The organism is Arcicella rosea (genome assembly GCF_040543805.1).
In the GTDB taxonomy this organism is placed as follows: Bacteria; Bacteroidota; Bacteroidia; order Cytophagales; family Spirosomataceae; genus Arcicella; species Arcicella rosea.
This window is the reverse complement of sequence record NZ_JBEUMS010000005.1, coordinates 284,125-300,821: the sequence shown is the minus strand read 5'-3', so window position 1 is coordinate 300,821 and position 16,697 is coordinate 284,125. Positions and strand designations below refer to the sequence as shown.

12 protein-coding genes are annotated in these 16,697 nt (G+C 36.4%); 1 reads left to right on the top strand and 11 read right to left on the bottom strand.

Translation table 11 applies throughout. The features are described from left to right. The first annotated feature begins 1 nt into the window (after position 1). Positions 2-1,102 (top strand): lysine-epsilon-oxidase maturase LodB, encoded by a 1,101-nt coding sequence (gene lodB / locus ABID42_RS08755; RefSeq protein ID WP_367283329.1) that lies wholly within the window; start codon positions 2-4, stop codon positions 1,100-1,102. Between the two features lie 85 nt (positions 1,103-1,187). Here the strand turns inward: lodB and ABID42_RS08750 are convergent, their stop codons facing one another. The 11 genes from ABID42_RS08750 to ABID42_RS08700 all read right to left on the bottom strand — a co-directional run bounded on the left by ABID42_RS08750 (position 1,188) and on the right by ABID42_RS08700 (position 16,644). Further along, complete coding sequence (locus ABID42_RS08750) at positions 1,188-2,600, bottom strand: efflux transporter outer membrane subunit (protein WP_367283328.1); 1,413 nt, start codon at positions 2,598-2,600, stop codon at positions 1,188-1,190. An 11-nt stretch (positions 2,601-2,611) separates the two neighbouring features. After that, the gene (locus tag ABID42_RS08745) at positions 2,612-5,740 is read right to left on the bottom strand and encodes an efflux RND transporter permease subunit (protein ID WP_367283327.1); all 3,129 of its coding nucleotides are present in this window, start codon (positions 5,738-5,740) and stop codon (positions 2,612-2,614) included. 23 nt (positions 5,741-5,763) lie between these two features. After that, on the bottom strand, positions 5,764-6,903 hold the full coding sequence (locus tag ABID42_RS08740; RefSeq protein WP_367283326.1) for an efflux RND transporter periplasmic adaptor subunit: 1,140 nt from the start codon (positions 6,901-6,903) through the stop codon (positions 5,764-5,766). Between the two features lie 176 nt (positions 6,904-7,079). Further along, positions 7,080-7,835: a LytR/AlgR family response regulator transcription factor gene (locus ABID42_RS08735; RefSeq protein WP_367283325.1), complete on the bottom strand. Its 756-nt coding sequence runs from the start codon at positions 7,833-7,835 to the stop codon at positions 7,080-7,082. Continuing rightward, positions 7,832-8,914 carry a sensor histidine kinase gene (locus ABID42_RS08730; protein ID WP_367283324.1) on the bottom strand — a complete coding sequence of 361 codons (1,083 nt, stop codon included), beginning with the start codon at positions 8,912-8,914 and terminating at the stop codon, positions 7,832-7,834. Before ABID42_RS08730 ends, ABID42_RS08735 begins: the two co-directional genes overlap by 4 nt. 422 nt (positions 8,915-9,336) lie before the next feature. After that, a complete protein-coding gene (locus tag ABID42_RS08725; RefSeq protein WP_367283323.1) occupies positions 9,337-10,878 on the bottom strand; it encodes a sialate O-acetylesterase in 1,542 nt (513 codons plus the stop codon). Continuing rightward, complete coding sequence (locus ABID42_RS08720) at positions 10,869-12,035, bottom strand: sialidase family protein (RefSeq protein WP_367283322.1); 1,167 nt, start codon at positions 12,033-12,035, stop codon at positions 10,869-10,871. The genes ABID42_RS08725 and ABID42_RS08720 overlap by 10 nt, the downstream gene beginning before the upstream one ends. Before the next feature lie 5 nt (positions 12,036-12,040). Then, positions 12,041-13,222 (bottom strand): AGE family epimerase/isomerase, encoded by a 1,182-nt coding sequence (locus ABID42_RS08715; protein WP_367283321.1) that lies wholly within the window; start codon positions 13,220-13,222, stop codon positions 12,041-12,043. A gap of 85 nt (positions 13,223-13,307) precedes the next feature. Beyond that, entirely contained in the window at positions 13,308-14,528 is a 1,221-nt protein-coding gene (locus ABID42_RS08710; RefSeq protein ID WP_367283320.1) for an MFS transporter, read from the bottom strand. Between the two features lie 39 nt (positions 14,529-14,567). After that, complete coding sequence (locus ABID42_RS08705; RefSeq protein ID WP_367283319.1) at positions 14,568-15,710, bottom strand: Kelch repeat-containing protein; 1,143 nt, start codon at positions 15,708-15,710, stop codon at positions 14,568-14,570. Next, positions 15,661-16,644: a dihydrodipicolinate synthase family protein gene (locus tag ABID42_RS08700; protein ID WP_367283318.1), complete on the bottom strand. Its 984-nt coding sequence runs from the start codon at positions 16,642-16,644 to the stop codon at positions 15,661-15,663. The genes ABID42_RS08705 and ABID42_RS08700 overlap by 50 nt, the downstream gene beginning before the upstream one ends. Positions 16,645-16,697 lie beyond the last annotated feature (53 nt).

Below are 16,697 nucleotides of genomic sequence, written 5' to 3'. Positions count from 1 at the left end.
CATGCCAAATACAGTTGCAACAGATGTACTTATAGTTGGTGGGGGACCTGCGGGTTCTTCCACCGCTTTAAGTTTGCTTAAATACTCCAATTTGAAGGTAATGATTATTGAGCAAAACGACTTAAATTCCATTCGAGTTGGAGAACAAGTTAATGCAAGCTTATTTGATTTACTTGATTACATAGGCATTAATAAAAGTGATTTTGAAGAGAATAGCTTCTTGCCCGGATACAGTAGTCTAGCCGCTTGGGGAAGCTCGCATATTTCTTCTAGGCATACAATTTTTAGTACCCAAGTAGATAGTTTTCAACTAGATAGAGAGCAGTTTGATTTAATGCTATTGAAACAAGCTTCTGAAAAAGGGGCAATCGTTTTCCCAAGAACAAAATGTATTGATTTTCAGCAAACTGATTCTGCTTGGACTATCGAATTAAGGCATGAAACTAGAGGGGATTTCACCATTAAATCTACTTATTTGATTGATGCTAGTGGACGACAAAGTCATGTGTGCCGTAAATTAGGAATTCCTATCGAAAAATATGACGATTTAGTGGCTATTGGCGCATTTTTGCATTTCAAGGATACTAAAAGAGCTATTAAACAGGAAATTTTACTAGAAACAGTAGAAGATGGTTGGTGGTATTTTGCAGGATTGCCTAATCAAGAAATGGTGGTTTCACTTTTTACAGATTCAACAATTGTAAAAGAAAAGCAGTTACAAAAAACAGAAAACTGGAATGAATTACTTTCAAATACAGTACACATCAAAAAAATGCTTGCAAATACTTCCTCTAACTCCAAACCTTGGGTCAGAAATGCGTTCTCTCACATCTCAAATATAGGAACTAAAAGCAATTTTTTGGCCGTTGGAGATGCTATAGCTTCTTTCGACCCAATTTCATCAATGGGTATTGGCTTTGCTATTAGCTCAGCTTGTCATGCAGCAAAAGCTATAATAGACAACGATAATGATGCGAATACTTTTTTAAATTATCAGGAAAATATTAGTGCTATTTTCAAGCATTATCTCGAAACAAAAACACTTTTCTACAATAAAGAAAACCGATGGAATAACTCTTCTTTTTGGAAAAAAAGAAATTAATTTTCTCCGATAAAGCTATGTTAGATTTTAGAAACACTACCATACTATACCATTGACAACCATTACGCTTTAATTCCCTTGTCTCTTATTTTTCTCCACCACCTAAGCTCCGATACAAATCAGTGATGGCATTAAATTTCTCTTTTTTGATTTCTATGGTTTCTAATTCATTTTGTAAGAAATTGTTTTGAGTACTAATTACTTCCAAATACGTAGCCATTCCACTTTTATAAAGCATTAAAACATCATTTGTAGCTTTTGTGAGCGATGCTTTTTTTAGTTTAACTAAGTCCATTCTTTCATCTGCATACTTAGCTCTGGCAAGTGCATCAGATACTTCACCTACTGCTATTAATAGCGATTGTTTGAAAGTAGTCAAGGCTTTTTCTTGATCAATGACGGCAATATCATAAGCTGTTTTAAGCGATTTTTTCATAAAAATTGGCTGTGTTAAATTGACTCCTATATTTTTTACGATAGAACCGGGCAAATTAAACCAAGTATTAAGTTTAAAAGAATTGACTCCAACCGAGGGCGTAAAACTGATACTTGGATACATGGAAATATTAGCAATATTCATTTTTGCATTGGCTGAAACCACAACATATTCTGCTGATTTTACATCTGGTCGGCGACTCAAAAGCATGGCTGGAACACCCAAAGGAAAAATTGCTGAAAGCATGGTTTCACTCATATTTTGAACCCTAGTAATGCTATTAGGAAATTCTCCACATAAAATACTGAGAGCATTTTCTTGTACTGCAATATTTTGTAATGCCAGAGGAACTAATAATTCCGCCGTTTTCTTTTGTGCTTCGGCTTGCTCTACTGCTAAGGAATTTACTTGTCCAGATTTATATTGAAGCTGAATCATCGCCAAGGTACTATCTCCCAAAACAATGTTACGTTTTGCTACTTTCAGTTGTTCGTCGAGTGCTGTTAAATTATAATAGGCTTGAGCAACCTGAACGATGAGTCTTGTTTTCAAAGCAGAAAATTTTTCTTTTTGTGCGAAATAATCTGCAAGTGAAGACTCTCTGTACATTTTGGCTTTTCCCCAAATATCAGCTTCCCAAGATAGTCTTAAGCTGGCACTATAATCATCCATATAACTTGTCCCTAAGAATTGTTCGGTCAATGAGCCATTCAGCGAACTTTTAGAAAGCCAGTTTCTATTTGCTCCTATGTTCAAATCTACAGACGGATAAAGCCCTAACTTTGACTGTTTGTACATTAAATCTAGCTGTTGCATATTCATCACAGCTACAGTGATTTCATTATTTTTTAAGAGAGTCTTTTCTATCAGGTTAACCAATATAGAATCTTTAAAAAAGGTTCTCCAAGGCAATTGAACAGTATCTGCCGTTAGGTTGACGGTTTCTCTATATTGCTCAGGAATGTTTAAGTGCGTTCGGCTATATTTCTTCCCTACATTACACGAAAAAAGTAGCAATGAAATACTAACGCTTAGTAATATATGTATTTTTGATAATTTCATTTCGGTTTAATTTACGATTGAAATACTTGCTTTTTCCAAGATACTTTTTCTTGCAAGTATTGGAATAACATAAACAATAAAGGGATGACAATTACGCCTAAAACCACACCACTTAACATCCCCATTGCGGCACTGGTACTGATAGAATGATTTCCTGTAGCAGTTCCACCTTTTGAAACCATTAATGGAATCATACCAACAATGAATGCGAGTGATGTCATCACGATTGGTCTTAATCGGGCTTTGGAAGCATCTAATGCAGCATCCAAAATAGATAATCCGGCACGTCTTCTTTGTACAGCGAATTCTACTATCAGAATAGCATTTTTGGCTAATAGACCAATTAGCATAATGATACCAATCTGTACATAAATATTGTTGTCTAGCCCAATACTTTTAGTACCGATAAAAGCCCCTAGAATCCCCGTTGGAATAGATAATAAAACAGCAAGAGGCAATAAATAACTTTCGTACTGAGCTGATAAAAGCAAATACACGAAGAGTAAACAAAGTCCTAAAATGGCTATTGTCTGATTTCCTGCTGATTTTTCTTCCAAGCTTAATCCCGTCCATTCATAACTATAGTCCGCAGGCATTTTATTTAAAATAACTTCCAATCGTTCCATCAAAGCACCATTACTTATTCCGGGCATAGCATTGATGTTGATTGTCAGTGCATTATAAAGATTATAGCGACTTACTGATTCTGGACCATATACTTTATGCAAGGAAATAATTGATTTTACGGGAACCATTACTCCATTATCATTACGAACAAAAACTTCATTGAAAGCTTGTTCATCCATTCTAAATACACCATCAGCTTTGATATTTACTCGATAAAATTTTCCAAATCTTGAAAAATTCAAAGATTGATCGCCTGAAAAATAGCTTTGAACGGTACTTAAAATATTATTAATGCTAAGTCCCATTTGTTTAGCTTTGGCTTCATCTATTTCCAATTCTAATTGTGGATAATCAGCCCTAAACATAGTGTAAGCTAATTGTACTCCATCAACTTTCATCAAGTCAGCAATTACTTTATCAGCCTGTGCTTTCAAGGCGACAGAACTACGACCTTGCCGGTCTTGTAATACAATTTCGACACCGTTCGTAACTCCATAACCATCTACTGGTGGCATTCTCATCGTGAGGATACTTCCTTCGTTAACAGCAGATAGTTTTGCATCTACAATTTTCATCAGCTCGTCGATGTCCTGTATTTTCCCCCGTTGTGTTCGTGGTTTAAATTTAACAAAGCCAACAGCATAAGCAGGACTTGTACTGTTGGTCATAAGGTTAAAACCTGTGATGGTGGTATTATCTTCAATGGCTTCTATTTCCGACAATAACTTGTTGATTTTATCGGCTACTTTGGTTGTTGGAGTTAATGCTGTTCCTGGAGGCATGCTTAGTACGAATGTAAACATATTATCGTCTTCCATAGGCACAAAGCTTTTTGGGGTACTCATAATAGACCAAGTAGCCACGCCAATTATAGAAGCGATAAAGCTTATGCCTAACCATTTGTGTATCGCCAAGAAACGAATACTCTTTACATAACGATTTGTGAGATTTTCAAACCCTGCATTAAACCCAGAGAAAAAGCGCTTACTAAAACTAATTTTGGTCTTACTTTCACTATGTGTATTTTTCAAGAGTAAAGCACATAAAGCAGGCGTAAGTGTCAGAGCATTTACGGCAGAAATAATGATGGCAATAGCCAGCGTATAAGCAAATTGCTTATAGAAAATTCCTGCTGAACCTGTCATGAAACCAATCGGGATAAATACCGCAGACATCACAAGAGTAATAGAAATTACAGCACCCGTGATTTCCCCCATTGCTGAGTGTGTAGCTTCTTTTCCGCTTAAATGCGTTCCTTCCATTTTACTGTGTACTGCTTCCACAACGACAATGGCATCATCCACCACAATTCCAATGGCTAAAACTAAGGCAAAAAGTGTTAAGACATTAATCGTGAAACCTAGTACGAGCAAAAAGAAGAATGTTCCAATAATGGCTACAGGCACAGCTATTGCGGGAATAATCGTAGAACGAAAATCCTGTAAAAAGAGGAATACAACCAAGAAAACAAGCACGAAGGCTTCAAACAAAGTAGATTTTACTTGGCTTGTTGCTTCGTCCAACTTTTCCTTGGTACTCATTAATTTCGAGTATTTTATGCCTGGAGGAAAAGATTTTGACAATCGTTCAATTTCCTTGTCAATCCCAATTTCGATTTCATTGGCGTTCGAACCTGTGGTTTGTAAAATAGCGATGGTAGCGGTATTCCTTCCGTTTGAAGTATTGTTACCACTGTAAGAAATTGCTCCAAATTCAATACGAGCTACATCTTTCAAACGAATAATATTGTTGCCAGTATTTTTTACGATAATATCATCATAATCTTCAGGAAGATTCTTTTTGCCTTTATAACGAATAACGTACTCTAAAGCAGCGTTAGACTCTTCTCCTAATTTTCCGGGTGCGGCTTCTGAACTTTGGTCGGAAATGGCATTACTGATGTCGGCAGGAACTAAATTGTAATTTGCCATTTGGCGTGGATTGAGCCAAATACGCATAGAGTAATCTTTCGTACCAAAAACCATTGCTTGTCCTACGCCTGGCACCCGTTTGATTTGTGGAATAAGATTAATATTGGCATAATTCTGCAAAAATGTCTCATCATATTTTTTATTATCCTCCGTAAACAAATTGAATATCATAATCATGCTATTCTGTTGTTTGGAAGTGGTGAGTCCCATCCTGATAACTTCTTGTGGTAAAATCGGCGTAGCTTGTTGTACACGATTTTGTACATTTACTGCTGCTTGGTCGGCATTTACTCCTTGTTTAAAGATGATTGAAATTGAAAATGTTCCATCATTACTAGCAGTAGATTTGATATACTGCATGTTTTCTACTCCATTAATTTGCTCTTCAAGTGGCGTAACAACCGAACGAATTACAGTTTCGCTATTACCGCCTGGATACGAACCCGACACCGTAACTGTTGGTGGTGAAATATCTGGGAATCGTGTTACGGAAAGTCTATCAAGTCCGACAATTCCTAACACCACAATCACGATAGAAATCACCGTAGCCAAAACGGGTCTATCTATTATTTTTTTTAACATGTCTTTTCAATTTTGAAATGCACTTATTTTCCCAATGAACCTTTTGTGATTTTAGGAATAACCATCATTCCTTCATTCAATAAATCAATACTTGTGAGGGCAATCTTCTCGCCAGCATTAATCCCAGATTTTACGATGTAATGATTGCCCGATTTTCCTTCGATTTCAAATGGTTTCATCGCTACTTTGTTGCTATCAGCCAACGAGAAAACAAAGTATTTATCTTGAATATCTTTGACACTCGCCATTGGTACTAATAATGCTGTGTTGTAAGCTTTTTGTAAAATCACACCAGCGGAACCTCCCGAACGAAGTAGTTTATCAGGATTAGGGAAAATGGCTTTCAAGGCAATGCTTCCAGTAGTGCGGTCGATATTTCCACTGGCAAATTCTAATTTACCTTTGTGTTTATATTCGCTACCATCAGCCATCACCAATGAAACTGTATTAGCATTTTTCTGTAAACCTTTTTCTTTCATAAAAGCAATATAATCTGCTTCTGTGAGCGAGAAATAAACAAAAATCTGATTAATGTCTGAAAGGGTGGTAAGCGGAACAAGGTCGGCTGGCGTTACCAAATTGCCAATTCTGTTTGGAATTCTACCAATATAACCGCTAATAGGAGCTTTTATCAGACTAAATTCTGCATTGATTTTAGAAGAACTCAACATGGCTTTTGCTTGGTTTACTTGTGCAGAAGCAGCCTCATAATTGGCTTGAGCCGTTTGTAATTGGATTTCAGAAACTACTTTTCCTTCTACCAAAGGACGAATCTTTTCAATTTCTAATTTAGCATTAGCTTGTGCCGCCAAGGCAGCTTTGAGTGTCGCCGAACTGTTATTGACCTGTTCGTTGAATACCTCTGCTTTGATTTTGAAAAGAGCTTGCCCTTTTTGTACATAATCGCCTTCTTTTACAAATATTTGCTCTAAGTAGCCTGATACTTGTGCTTTCAAATCAACATTGACGGAGCCTTCAATTATTCCAGGATATTTTTTAGCAACATCAGCATTTGAAAAATCGATTTGAAGAAAATCAACCGCTATTGGCGCATAATTAGCCTGTTCTTGTGTTTGTTCTTTACAAGAAAATAGGATGAATAAACAGAGAAGGAATATCATTCCTTTAGAAACATTCTCTGTTTTAGAAGTGAGCTTTAACATTGAGTATAAGGATTAATTTATACTACAAAGGAAGTTTTACTTACACATTAATTCTGGAGAAAATCACTGAACCGTATATTTTTACTGCTGAATTGAAGATTTACTTTCCCGAATTTTGAAGCGAAAATGAATTGATAAAACGTGTATGAGATAGGGGGACATTCGTTAATAAATCCTTAATAATCCATCCATGATTTGAACAAACCTGCTTTATCACGACTAATAACTACTTCTACTTCTGCGTTCTTAGCAATGTCAATTTTTAATTTTCCATTAAAATAATTGTGTACTTGCTGAATGGCATCAATATGAATAATAATTTGACGATTTGCTCTGAAAAATGTTTTTGGATTGAGTTGGTATTCAAGTTCTTCCATCGTCAGTGGAATGGTTTCTTCAGAGCCATTGAGAAGTTTGGCTCGTGTAATTTTTAGTTTAGAATAGAAAAAAGCGATATCACTTACTTGCACTGTTTTGTAACCATCTTTATAAGGAATCAAGAACCTATTTCTAAAATCCTTTGGCTGTAAAAAATTTAATAATCCTTCTAACGATTTTTGATGAAAATCGCCCGACAAGGTTTCCAATTTTGTAAAAGCCGCCAGTAACTCTTCCTGTTCAACGGGTTTCAATAAATAGTCGATGCTGTTGTATTTGAACGCTTTAACAGCATATTCATCATAAGCTGTTGTGAAAATGATTGGGCAGTTTATTTTTACTTGCTCAAAGATTTCAAAACTAAGCCCGTCCGATAATCTTACGTCCATCATCACCACATCAGGTTTTTCATGTGTGTTAAACCAAGTCACACTATCGGAAATACTATCTAATACCTCAAGAACAATAGCTTTTGGTCTGATTATTTTAATTAAACGTTGTAATCTATCCGCATTGGGCTTCTCGTCTTCTATTATCAGTATTTTTTCTATCATTGTTTTATTAAAGGAATTTTTACCTTAAATGTAGTTTCGTTTTGTATAATTTCAGGCTGTTTTTGCCAGAGTAAATCATATCTTCTAATAATATTTTGGATACCAATTCCTGATGATTCAAGCTGATTTTCGATGGGAAGTAGCATGTTTTCAACAATCAACGTTTGTTCGTCAGTATTATAAATACTAATTTTCAAAGGGTTTTTCTTATTGGTTTTGTTATGTTTTAAGGCATTTTCTACCAATAATTGCAAGGTCAGTGGTGGTAAATACAGTTGTTTATTTTCTTTGTCAATGCTTACTTCAAATGCTACTCCTTCACCTATACGGTTCTTAATCAAGAACATATAAGAATGCAAAAACTTCAACTCATCTTCTAATAGAATTATATCTTTCTTTGAGTTGACCAACATATAGCGATAAATTTTTGAAAAATTCTCGGCATATTCATAGCCTAATTGCTGGTTGACTAATATCAGTTCAGAAAGTACGCTAAGATTATTGAATACAAAATGTGGATCTATTTGAAGTTTTAAAGATTGTAATTCTGCTTCGACAGCGAGTTGGTCGAGTGCGGCTGCTTTCATGGCAGCATTTTTCCAGCTGACAATCAGGTAATTACAGGTGTTTATTCCGATAATCATAAATGCGATAATCGTACTGACTACAATCCATTGTAAAAAACCTCTTACTTGGTCGGCAGTATGAATTTCTATACAAGTTTCAGGATTATCCAATAATTGGTACAATTGGTCTAACATGACAAGACTTACAAAGATAATCACCAAGTTTAGTCCCGTTTCGATAAATAGCCTTTTCAAGGGTTTTTCTGTCCATGAAATTAACACATTGAGTTTGTTACTGATGTAAATACTTGTTTCAGAAATTAACAAGCAGAAAATAAATGACAAAGCCAAGTCTTCTGCTATCGTCAGTACAGAACGGTTGAAATAATAAACCCAATAGGAAGAATAAGGGTCAATAATGTAGGAAACAAGGTTTAATAAGGTAAAAGCGAAAACAACGATGATAATTCGCTTTCCCTTGTTACTTAAAAATGTATCTTTTTTTTCGCTCATTTATTATAAATACAGTAATTGTAAGTTAAATTTATTAATGATGGTTCTTGCTTGAAAGATAAGCATTTATATCCTTATGTATTTAAAGTTTCCAAAATTGGATTATTCTGTTTTTACTTTCTTTTTTTTTCTTACTTAATCTACCTAATTCACGACTGAAAGCTCTAATACAATTACTAAACCGAAGAGCATTTTTTACCTATAGTATTTAAATAAGAACAAAATGACAAATATTGTTGTATTCAATATTTGAACTATAATATTTATTATGTTAAATAATGATATTATATAAACTAACTTAAATATTTGGAATCAATAAATTGAGAATATAAACCTATAAGGATTTGACATTAAAGTTCTTATTATTAGATAATTATATGAATCCTTAATAGGTTTGACTAAATGCTTCCAAATACTTAGCCTTAAAAACTTCCTTTCAAATCAAATTTAAATGGTGACATCGGTAGTCCAACTTCATTGATTATATTACATTTTGGATTTGGGAACCAAGCATATTTTATTTGTGTTACTTGTCGATTTGCTGGTAGCGTAAGAATAATTTTTGTTGTTTGAATTTCAATTTTTTCTGGATAAAAAATGGATTCTTCTGTTCCGCCTAAATTATAGCCTTGCAAAACGAAACTTTTTGGCACTTGCCCGTCTTTAGTTTTTAGCTGTTGCACATGGTCAAAATAAAGGTGTACTTCCTTCCCTTTTTGTTCGTAAGTTCGCAAGACTGGTCCAGAATAGGCATTTTTTTGATGATACGTTTTGGCTAAAGCTAATAAACCTAAACGTTCGCCAACGGTTTTTTTGTCAGTAGGATGCACATCTAAAGAATCTCCAGTATCAATCGTTACCACCATTCCTGAATTGACAATCCGCTTACTTAACTCTTCCTGACTTGCACGAAAAGCGGGCCAAGCACTTCGATTGGCAATGGTTGGTAATTGTACAGTATAAAAAGGAAAGTCTCCTTGTCCCCAAGCCTTTCGCCAGTTTTTTACGAGTGTTTCAAATAGTGGCGTATGAATTTCGGGATGAGTAGCGTTCGATTCTCCTTGGTACCAAATTACACCTTTGATGGCAAAAGGCAACAGAGGTTGAATGCCGTTTTTGTACAAAAATGAACCTGCAAAAGGATGTAAAAACTTCCGATTTGGAACAACATCATTTTTCACTTTTGCTAAATTTTCATTACTCCGTTCAAGTACCCAAGGATGAATATCTTGAGCGCTTTCAAGCCAGTTAGCATCCACAAATTGACGAAGTTGTGGATGAGAAGCCAAACTCGCTGAATCAATATAAGCCTGTGTGGTAGTTCCTCCAACGGCATTGCAAATCAATCCGATTGGAACATTCAGTTGTTGCTGAAGTGATTTGCCAAAATAGTAGCCTACAGCCGAAAACTTGGCGGCGTTTTCGGCTGTGCAAACTTGCCATGTGGTAGGTTCATAGAATTTTCCTGCCTGCAAATCTGCCAGAAGACTATCATCAAAAACCACTTTTGCAGTAGGACGGGCTTTGTCTTGAGCCGTCATACGGAAAAATCTGATTTGAGAATTACTGGCTTGAGAAATTTCTTGTTTAGCTTCTTTGGACTGCTCAAGGCGTAATTCCATATTAGATTGACCCGCACAAAGCCATACTTCACCGACAAGAATATTTTGTAAAGTTTTAGCTTGCTTTTTATCAGAAATACTTAATAGAAAAGGTCCACCAGCCTTATGTGCAGGAATTTTCAGTTGCCAATCTCCTTTTTTATCTGCTCTTGTTTTTCTTGAAATATTATCAAAAGTGACGGTAACTTCACAGTTTTCACAAGATTTTCCCCAAACAGGAATTTCCATGTTTTGCTGTAAAACCATGTTGTCGCTAAAAATTAAAGGAAGCTCAAGCTGTGCTTGTACCGTAAAATGACAGAAAAGTACTAACAAATAAGTTACAAGCGTTTTTACTTCCATGATACTGTGTTAAAAACGATTTGTGTATAGTTACTTTTTTCATATAAAACTCCAATTTCACGCTTGCCAATTGCTATAATATCTGAATAGGCAGTATAGTCATTTTGTTGCTTATCGCTGCTTTTGTCAACCAATTTGGCAATAGGCCAAGTTTGTCCATCATCAAAACTAATTCTCAGGGTTAAATTGTCACGTTTTTGGGTATCGGCGGCGTTGCAGAATGCTAAAATATGTTTGCCTTTTCGTTGTCCTATCGTCAAAATACTCCCTTGACAAACAGGGTCGGGCAAATTGGCATCAAAATAAGTTTTATCCCATGTTTGTCCTCCGTTATTGCTGATTGCCACAATTCTTTGCCTAACGTCACCCTTTTGATTACGGGCATTTTGCATCAAACGATTTCCAGAAATAGGTGTCGCTGTGGCTTCATTTCCACCTTCGGTCGTGATAGTTTCGCTTAATTGAAAACTTTCTCCGTGACTATCAGTATAAAATCCGTGAGCAAAATAATCAGCAGATTGTTTGCGTGGACTCCCTTCTGAATGATTGGCCGCTACATAGATACGGCCTTTGTATTTTCCTGCTAAAAACTGCGTTGCATGCCCCGGCGTATTGGCATACGAGCGCCAATCTTCTTTAAAATTATACATAGGATTAGTTTGTGGCTGATTGGGACGATGTACTTGTGTGGTAATATTCACATCATTACTCCAAGTCAATCCACCATCAGTAGAAGTTTTGTACCATACTTCTCTCAAACCTTTTCCTTTACGGACTTCGCCTTCATGGTTGTTTCCAGTATTGAAAAAAAGAAAAATTCTACCTTTTGGAAAACGCTTATCGGTTAAATCAACCACAGGAGCAGGATTGCCCGCTTGAAGTGTATCATAGTTGACGACTGTTGAAAGTTCTCCCCAAGTTTTGCCGTTGTCTTTACTTCTTTTCAATACAATATTAATATCGCCAAAGTCGCCAGCACCTTGTACACGCCCTTCGGCAAAAGCTAAAAGGTCGCCACTTGGAAGTTTGATAATAGCTGGAATACGATAAGATTTATGTCCTTCAGTACCAGCAGTAAATACTGGAACGGATTGAGCTTTTGACGCAATTGTACCAAAAAATAAAAAGAGTATAATCAGTAAAAGAGTATTTTTCATGAGATTTATTTTTCTAAAAATTCTGCTAAAATTTTATAACAATACCATTCTTGGCGAGGCAAATGAAAGGGACCTTTGAATAGATTCCCTTTAGCAGTTTGTGCTACAGTGCCATCACGGTGTAAATAACCAAACCATTCACCATGCTCTTTATCATGAAAATGTGAATAAGCATAATCATGTACCAAACGGTGCCATTGAGCATATTTTTCGTTGCCTGTCATTAAGTACGCTAACAAAGTGGCAATAATTACTTCGTTATGAGGCCACCAGAATTTCATGTCTTGCCAATATTCTTGCACAGGTTTATCATAAACATCTCTGAAATATAAAATACCTCCATGCTCTTTATCCCAACCACGTTCCCACATATAATCTAGCATTTTACAACCCAAGGCAATTAAATGTTGGTCGTTATTTCGGTAACGTGCCTCATGCAAAATAAACCAAGCACCTTCCATAGCGTGTCCGGGATTCAGCGTTCGCCCGTCGATATGGTCGATAATACTTCCATCTAAGGCAACACTTTCCATCACACATTGAATATCATCTTTGATAAAATCACGTTCAATTTCCGTTATCCAACGACTAATCCATTCATCGCAACGCTCGTCGCCAATATTTTCTCGCAATTGTTGAGCAGTATTAATCATAATCATTGGTATTCCAATACCTTTTGCTGGACGCACAGCCGTGAATTTGGCAGGTAACAAACTTGGATTACTAGCATATTCGATGCACTTACCAAAAAGTTCTCTGGCTTTATCAGCGGCTTGTGAATCACCACTTGCTTTGGCATAGGCAGCATTTGCAATCACCGCAAAGGTTTCTGAAAAGAAATAACGCCTTTTACGAAGGGGTTTTCCATTACGAGTTACATGAAAAAACATACGCCCATCAGTATCAAAACAATGATTATTCAAAAAATCGATTCCGCTTTTGGAGCCTTCTATCCATTTGTTATCTTTTTCAAAAGTATTGTATAAAGTAGCAAGCATCCACGTTGCTCTGCCTTGAATCCAAACAGCTTTGTCGTCATCAAGCAAATTGCCTGTTTGGTCTCGCATCAATAAATAACCTCCGTGTTCTGTATCGATACTTCTTGGAAACCAAAAGGGAATCGTATCATCCAATAATTGTTTCCGATAAAAATCTCTTAAATCTATAAGTTCTTGTGTTGAGTACATCTTTTTCTCCTTTGAAAATTGGGGAATTGTAACATCGAAAATTCAAATCAGATGAATGATAATTGGAGTACTTTTCAGTCCAAAATCAAAAATCCTTAATCCGAATACGCATCATTTTCCCTAAAAAAATAGCTAAAGCCAGTAAGACAAAACCCGCTAAAATTGCCAAGTCGTAGCCAAGTTGCCCTTGGTCGGTTGATTTTCCTAAAAGATTGGTAATAAATGCCCCTGCAAATACGCCACACATATTCATGATACCATAAGCAGTACCTCTGTGTTGGGCACTAACAAATTGACATAAAATCGGCATATTGTTGGCGTCGAACATACCGTAACCAAAGCCAAAGCAAAGTGCTGCACAAACCAAATGCACTACACTATGTCCAAAGCCCAAAAACAATAAGGCGGGAACAGTTAACCCCAGTCCGATGGTGCTGGTAAAAATGCGTCCTCTGGGGTTTTTCTGTATCCATTTATCTGATAATACTCCTCCAAATAAAACACCAAACAAAGAAGACACTGCCAAAGCAATCGTAGAAAGTGGACCAGCTTTTGCCATTTCAATCTGTAAATTTTGGGCAAAAAGCGTAGGTAACCAGTTTTTAATTCCCCAACCCGACAAACTTGGAATTGTGAAATAGAATAGTAATAACCAAAATGAAAGATTTCCAAATAGTACTTTCAAGTCTTTTAAAAGCGGTCTTGGCGCCTCATTTTCAACTTTTTTACTTGTTTTCATTTTTTGTTCTTTCAGCAATAAGAGCAATACTAAAGCATAAATAATACCGATAATACCAAAAGCATGAAAGGTTTCTTGCCATGAATAATGTTCCGCAATCGTCGCTCCAAATCCACCTAGTGATTGCCCAACATAAAGACCAGTCATGTGAATACCAATGGCTATCGAACGAGTTTTATCACTATGATAATCGGCAATCAGCGACAAACCCGCAGGAATATATAAGGCTTCGCTAACGCCCATCAATGCCCGTAACCAAAAAAGTTGGTTGAAAGAAGTAGTATATCCCATCAAAAAAGTAACACTAGACCAAACAAAAAGACTAATAACAATTATCCATTTTCGATTGAACCTGTCTGCCACAATGCCCGCAACGGGACTCATAAGACCATAAATCCACAGAAAAATAGCCATTAAATAGCCAAAATTTGCAGCAGTTTGTAGCTCTGGGATAGACGCTTGCATACTTGCTTTCATGGTCGATAGCATTTGTCTATCCAAGTAATTGAGCAAAGCCACACCCCATAATAGAGCCACCACCAACCATTTATATGTTTTTGAAGCCATCTTTTCTAAGTTGAAATATTAATACTTTACAAATCAAAACTACGGGTTTAGTTTTCCCACCAGAATATTCGCTGTACGCACACCCGCTTTTACTTCTCCGCAAGGAATCATAATCTGTTTATCCCACATAACTGCTTGCGTAGTTACTGGCGTTTGAAAACCGATGTTATTGGTGCTAGTCCATTGATTACTAGTAATATTATACAACAATACTTCCTGACTAAAACCGGGATGATTTATCTGCAATTGATTTTTTTCTTGAATTAATCGCTGTTTCTTCTCTAAGTCTTGTTCTGCTTGAATGGCAACGAGTAACTTTTCTACCTGATGAAAAGTTGTTCCTTTATCACCACCGAACATTGCTAAAGTATTTTCCCCAACGACACAGCCTGTTCCTGCCGATAAAGGATAGGGCAAATCTTGAAGTTTCTCCCATGTTTGGGTGACTAAATTAAACGCAAAACAAGCACTGAATAAAGTACTGATTCCTGATTCTTGCTTTTGGCGTCCACCCAACAAATACAGTTTTTCTCCATGATTAAGGAAAACGGTATGTGATACTTTTTCAGGAATATCTGGCAAGATTTTCCAGCCTAGTGCTAAATTGTCTAAATCTAAGCGCAATAATGCTGATGAAATCCCATCTATCTTTTCGCCGCCAGCAACAAATAATTGATTATTGACCAATGTTGCTGCTGCATTAGTAAGTGCAAAAGGCAAATTGGGAAACAATGATATTTTTTTATTAATCTGATTATCAAAAACTTGCATCAAAACAACTTTATCGCTTAATCCTTTTTCATTTTCTCCTCCCACGTAAATTATTCCATCAGAAGTATTTACCACAGCTGCATAAGCTTTCTTTTCGGGAAGGCGTAAGGTTTTTTCTTGCCAAGTAAATACGCCATTTATGTCTTTTTTCAAGAAATAAATATCGTCGAAATACTTCTTTTTTCCCCCTTCCCAAGGAAGAGCATCTTCAAAATTGGATCCTCCAGCCACGATAAATACATCTCTATGGCATCCTGCGATAGCTCCTGCTAAACCCATTTGTTTGTGATGTCCTTCGGCAACAGGAAGTTGGGTCGGAATACTCCAATCAATGGTTTGAATTGCATTGTTTTGAGCAATGCTATTGTAAGTTAAAATCGAGAGTGAAAGAGACATTAGAATTTGCTTCATGAATGTGTTGAATAGATTTTGAGCAAAATAAGGAGAAATTCAATGATTCCACATCCTGCTTGAATACTTCGAACTGGGCTGACGTCATATTTCTAACGGGTGCTCTAAACGTTCCGCAGTCATGACCGATTAATTTCATGTATGCTTTTCCTGTAGAAATCCCACCATATTTTCCCAATAAACGAATCATTTCTATCGAAGTCATTTGCAACGCTCTTGCTTTTACTAAATCATTGTCTTCAAAAGACTGAATAAGCTGGTGATAAAGCGGTGCTGCATAGTTGAAAGTACTCCCAACCGCACCTTTTGCTCCTAAAGCCAAGGCCGAAAGCATATTTTCGTCTCGTCCCCATAACATATCATACTTTTCGTTTTGAAAGCTCATGCATGATTGGTAATCCATAAAATCTTCATGAGTATATTTGATACCCGCAAAATTAGGGACATTGCCATCTATCGCTTTTAACAAACCATACATGGCAAAATCAACACCCGTCAACACAGGAATATGATAATAATAAAATGGCATTTCTGGTACAACAGCAGCTACTTCTCTACAAGCACTTGCCAGCATTTCTACCGAAGCAGGTTTGAAATAAAAAGGAGCTGTAAATGAAATAGCGTATAAACCAATTTTTTGAGCAAACAACGCTAACTCTTTGCAATCTGTAAGGCTGGTTCCTCCCAAAAATAACATCACTTTAAAATCATCATCGTGACGAGTACATATTGCCCATGCTTCGGCAACAGCTTTTTTCTCTACTTGTGTCATTGAAACGCCTTCGCCAGTAGAACCACAGATGAATGCACCTGTTACGCCATTGGTTTTAAGCATTTGATAATAAGCTGGAATAGCCGTTAAATTAAGGGTTCCGTCGGCATTCATGGGCGTAAATGGCGCTGCAATAAGCCCAGAAAGATGTGTTGTTTTCATATAAATTATCATTAAAAAAAATAGAAAATCATATCCAGAGCAGGCGAGTACCC

What these genes read in the sequence shown, in the direction of transcription:
- ABID42_RS08725 (WP_367283323.1), bottom strand. Translation starts at nt 10,878, where the DNA reads ATGGAAGTAAAAACGCTTGTAACTTATTTGTTAGTACTTTTCTGTCAT.
- ABID42_RS08715 (WP_367283321.1), bottom strand. Translation starts at nt 13,222, where the DNA reads ATGTACTCAACACAAGAACTTATAGATTTAAGAGATTTTTATCGGAAA.
- ABID42_RS08735 (WP_367283325.1), bottom strand. Translation starts at nt 7,835, where the DNA reads ATGATAGAAAAAATACTGATAATAGAAGACGAGAAGCCCAATGCGGAT.
- ABID42_RS08740 (WP_367283326.1), bottom strand. Translation starts at nt 6,903, where the DNA reads ATGTTAAAGCTCACTTCTAAAACAGAGAATGTTTCTAAAGGAATGATA.
- ABID42_RS08750 (WP_367283328.1), bottom strand. Translation starts at nt 2,600, where the DNA reads ATGAAATTATCAAAAATACATATATTACTAAGCGTTAGTATTTCATTG.
- lodB (WP_367283329.1), top strand. Translation starts at nt 2, where the DNA reads ATGCCAAATACAGTTGCAACAGATGTACTTATAGTTGGTGGGGGACCT.
- ABID42_RS08705 (WP_367283319.1), bottom strand. Translation starts at nt 15,710, where the DNA reads ATGAAGCAAATTCTAATGTCTCTTTCACTCTCGATTTTAACTTACAAT.
- ABID42_RS08710 (WP_367283320.1), bottom strand. Translation starts at nt 14,528, where the DNA reads ATGGCTTCAAAAACATATAAATGGTTGGTGGTGGCTCTATTATGGGGT.
- ABID42_RS08720 (WP_367283322.1), bottom strand. Translation starts at nt 12,035, where the DNA reads ATGAAAAATACTCTTTTACTGATTATACTCTTTTTATTTTTTGGTACA.
- ABID42_RS08745 (WP_367283327.1), bottom strand. Translation starts at nt 5,740, where the DNA reads ATGTTAAAAAAAATAATAGATAGACCCGTTTTGGCTACGGTGATTTCT.
- ABID42_RS08700 (WP_367283318.1), bottom strand. Translation starts at nt 16,644, where the DNA reads ATGAAAACAACACATCTTTCTGGGCTTATTGCAGCGCCATTTACGCCC.
- ABID42_RS08730 (WP_367283324.1), bottom strand. Translation starts at nt 8,914, where the DNA reads ATGAGCGAAAAAAAAGATACATTTTTAAGTAACAAGGGAAAGCGAATT.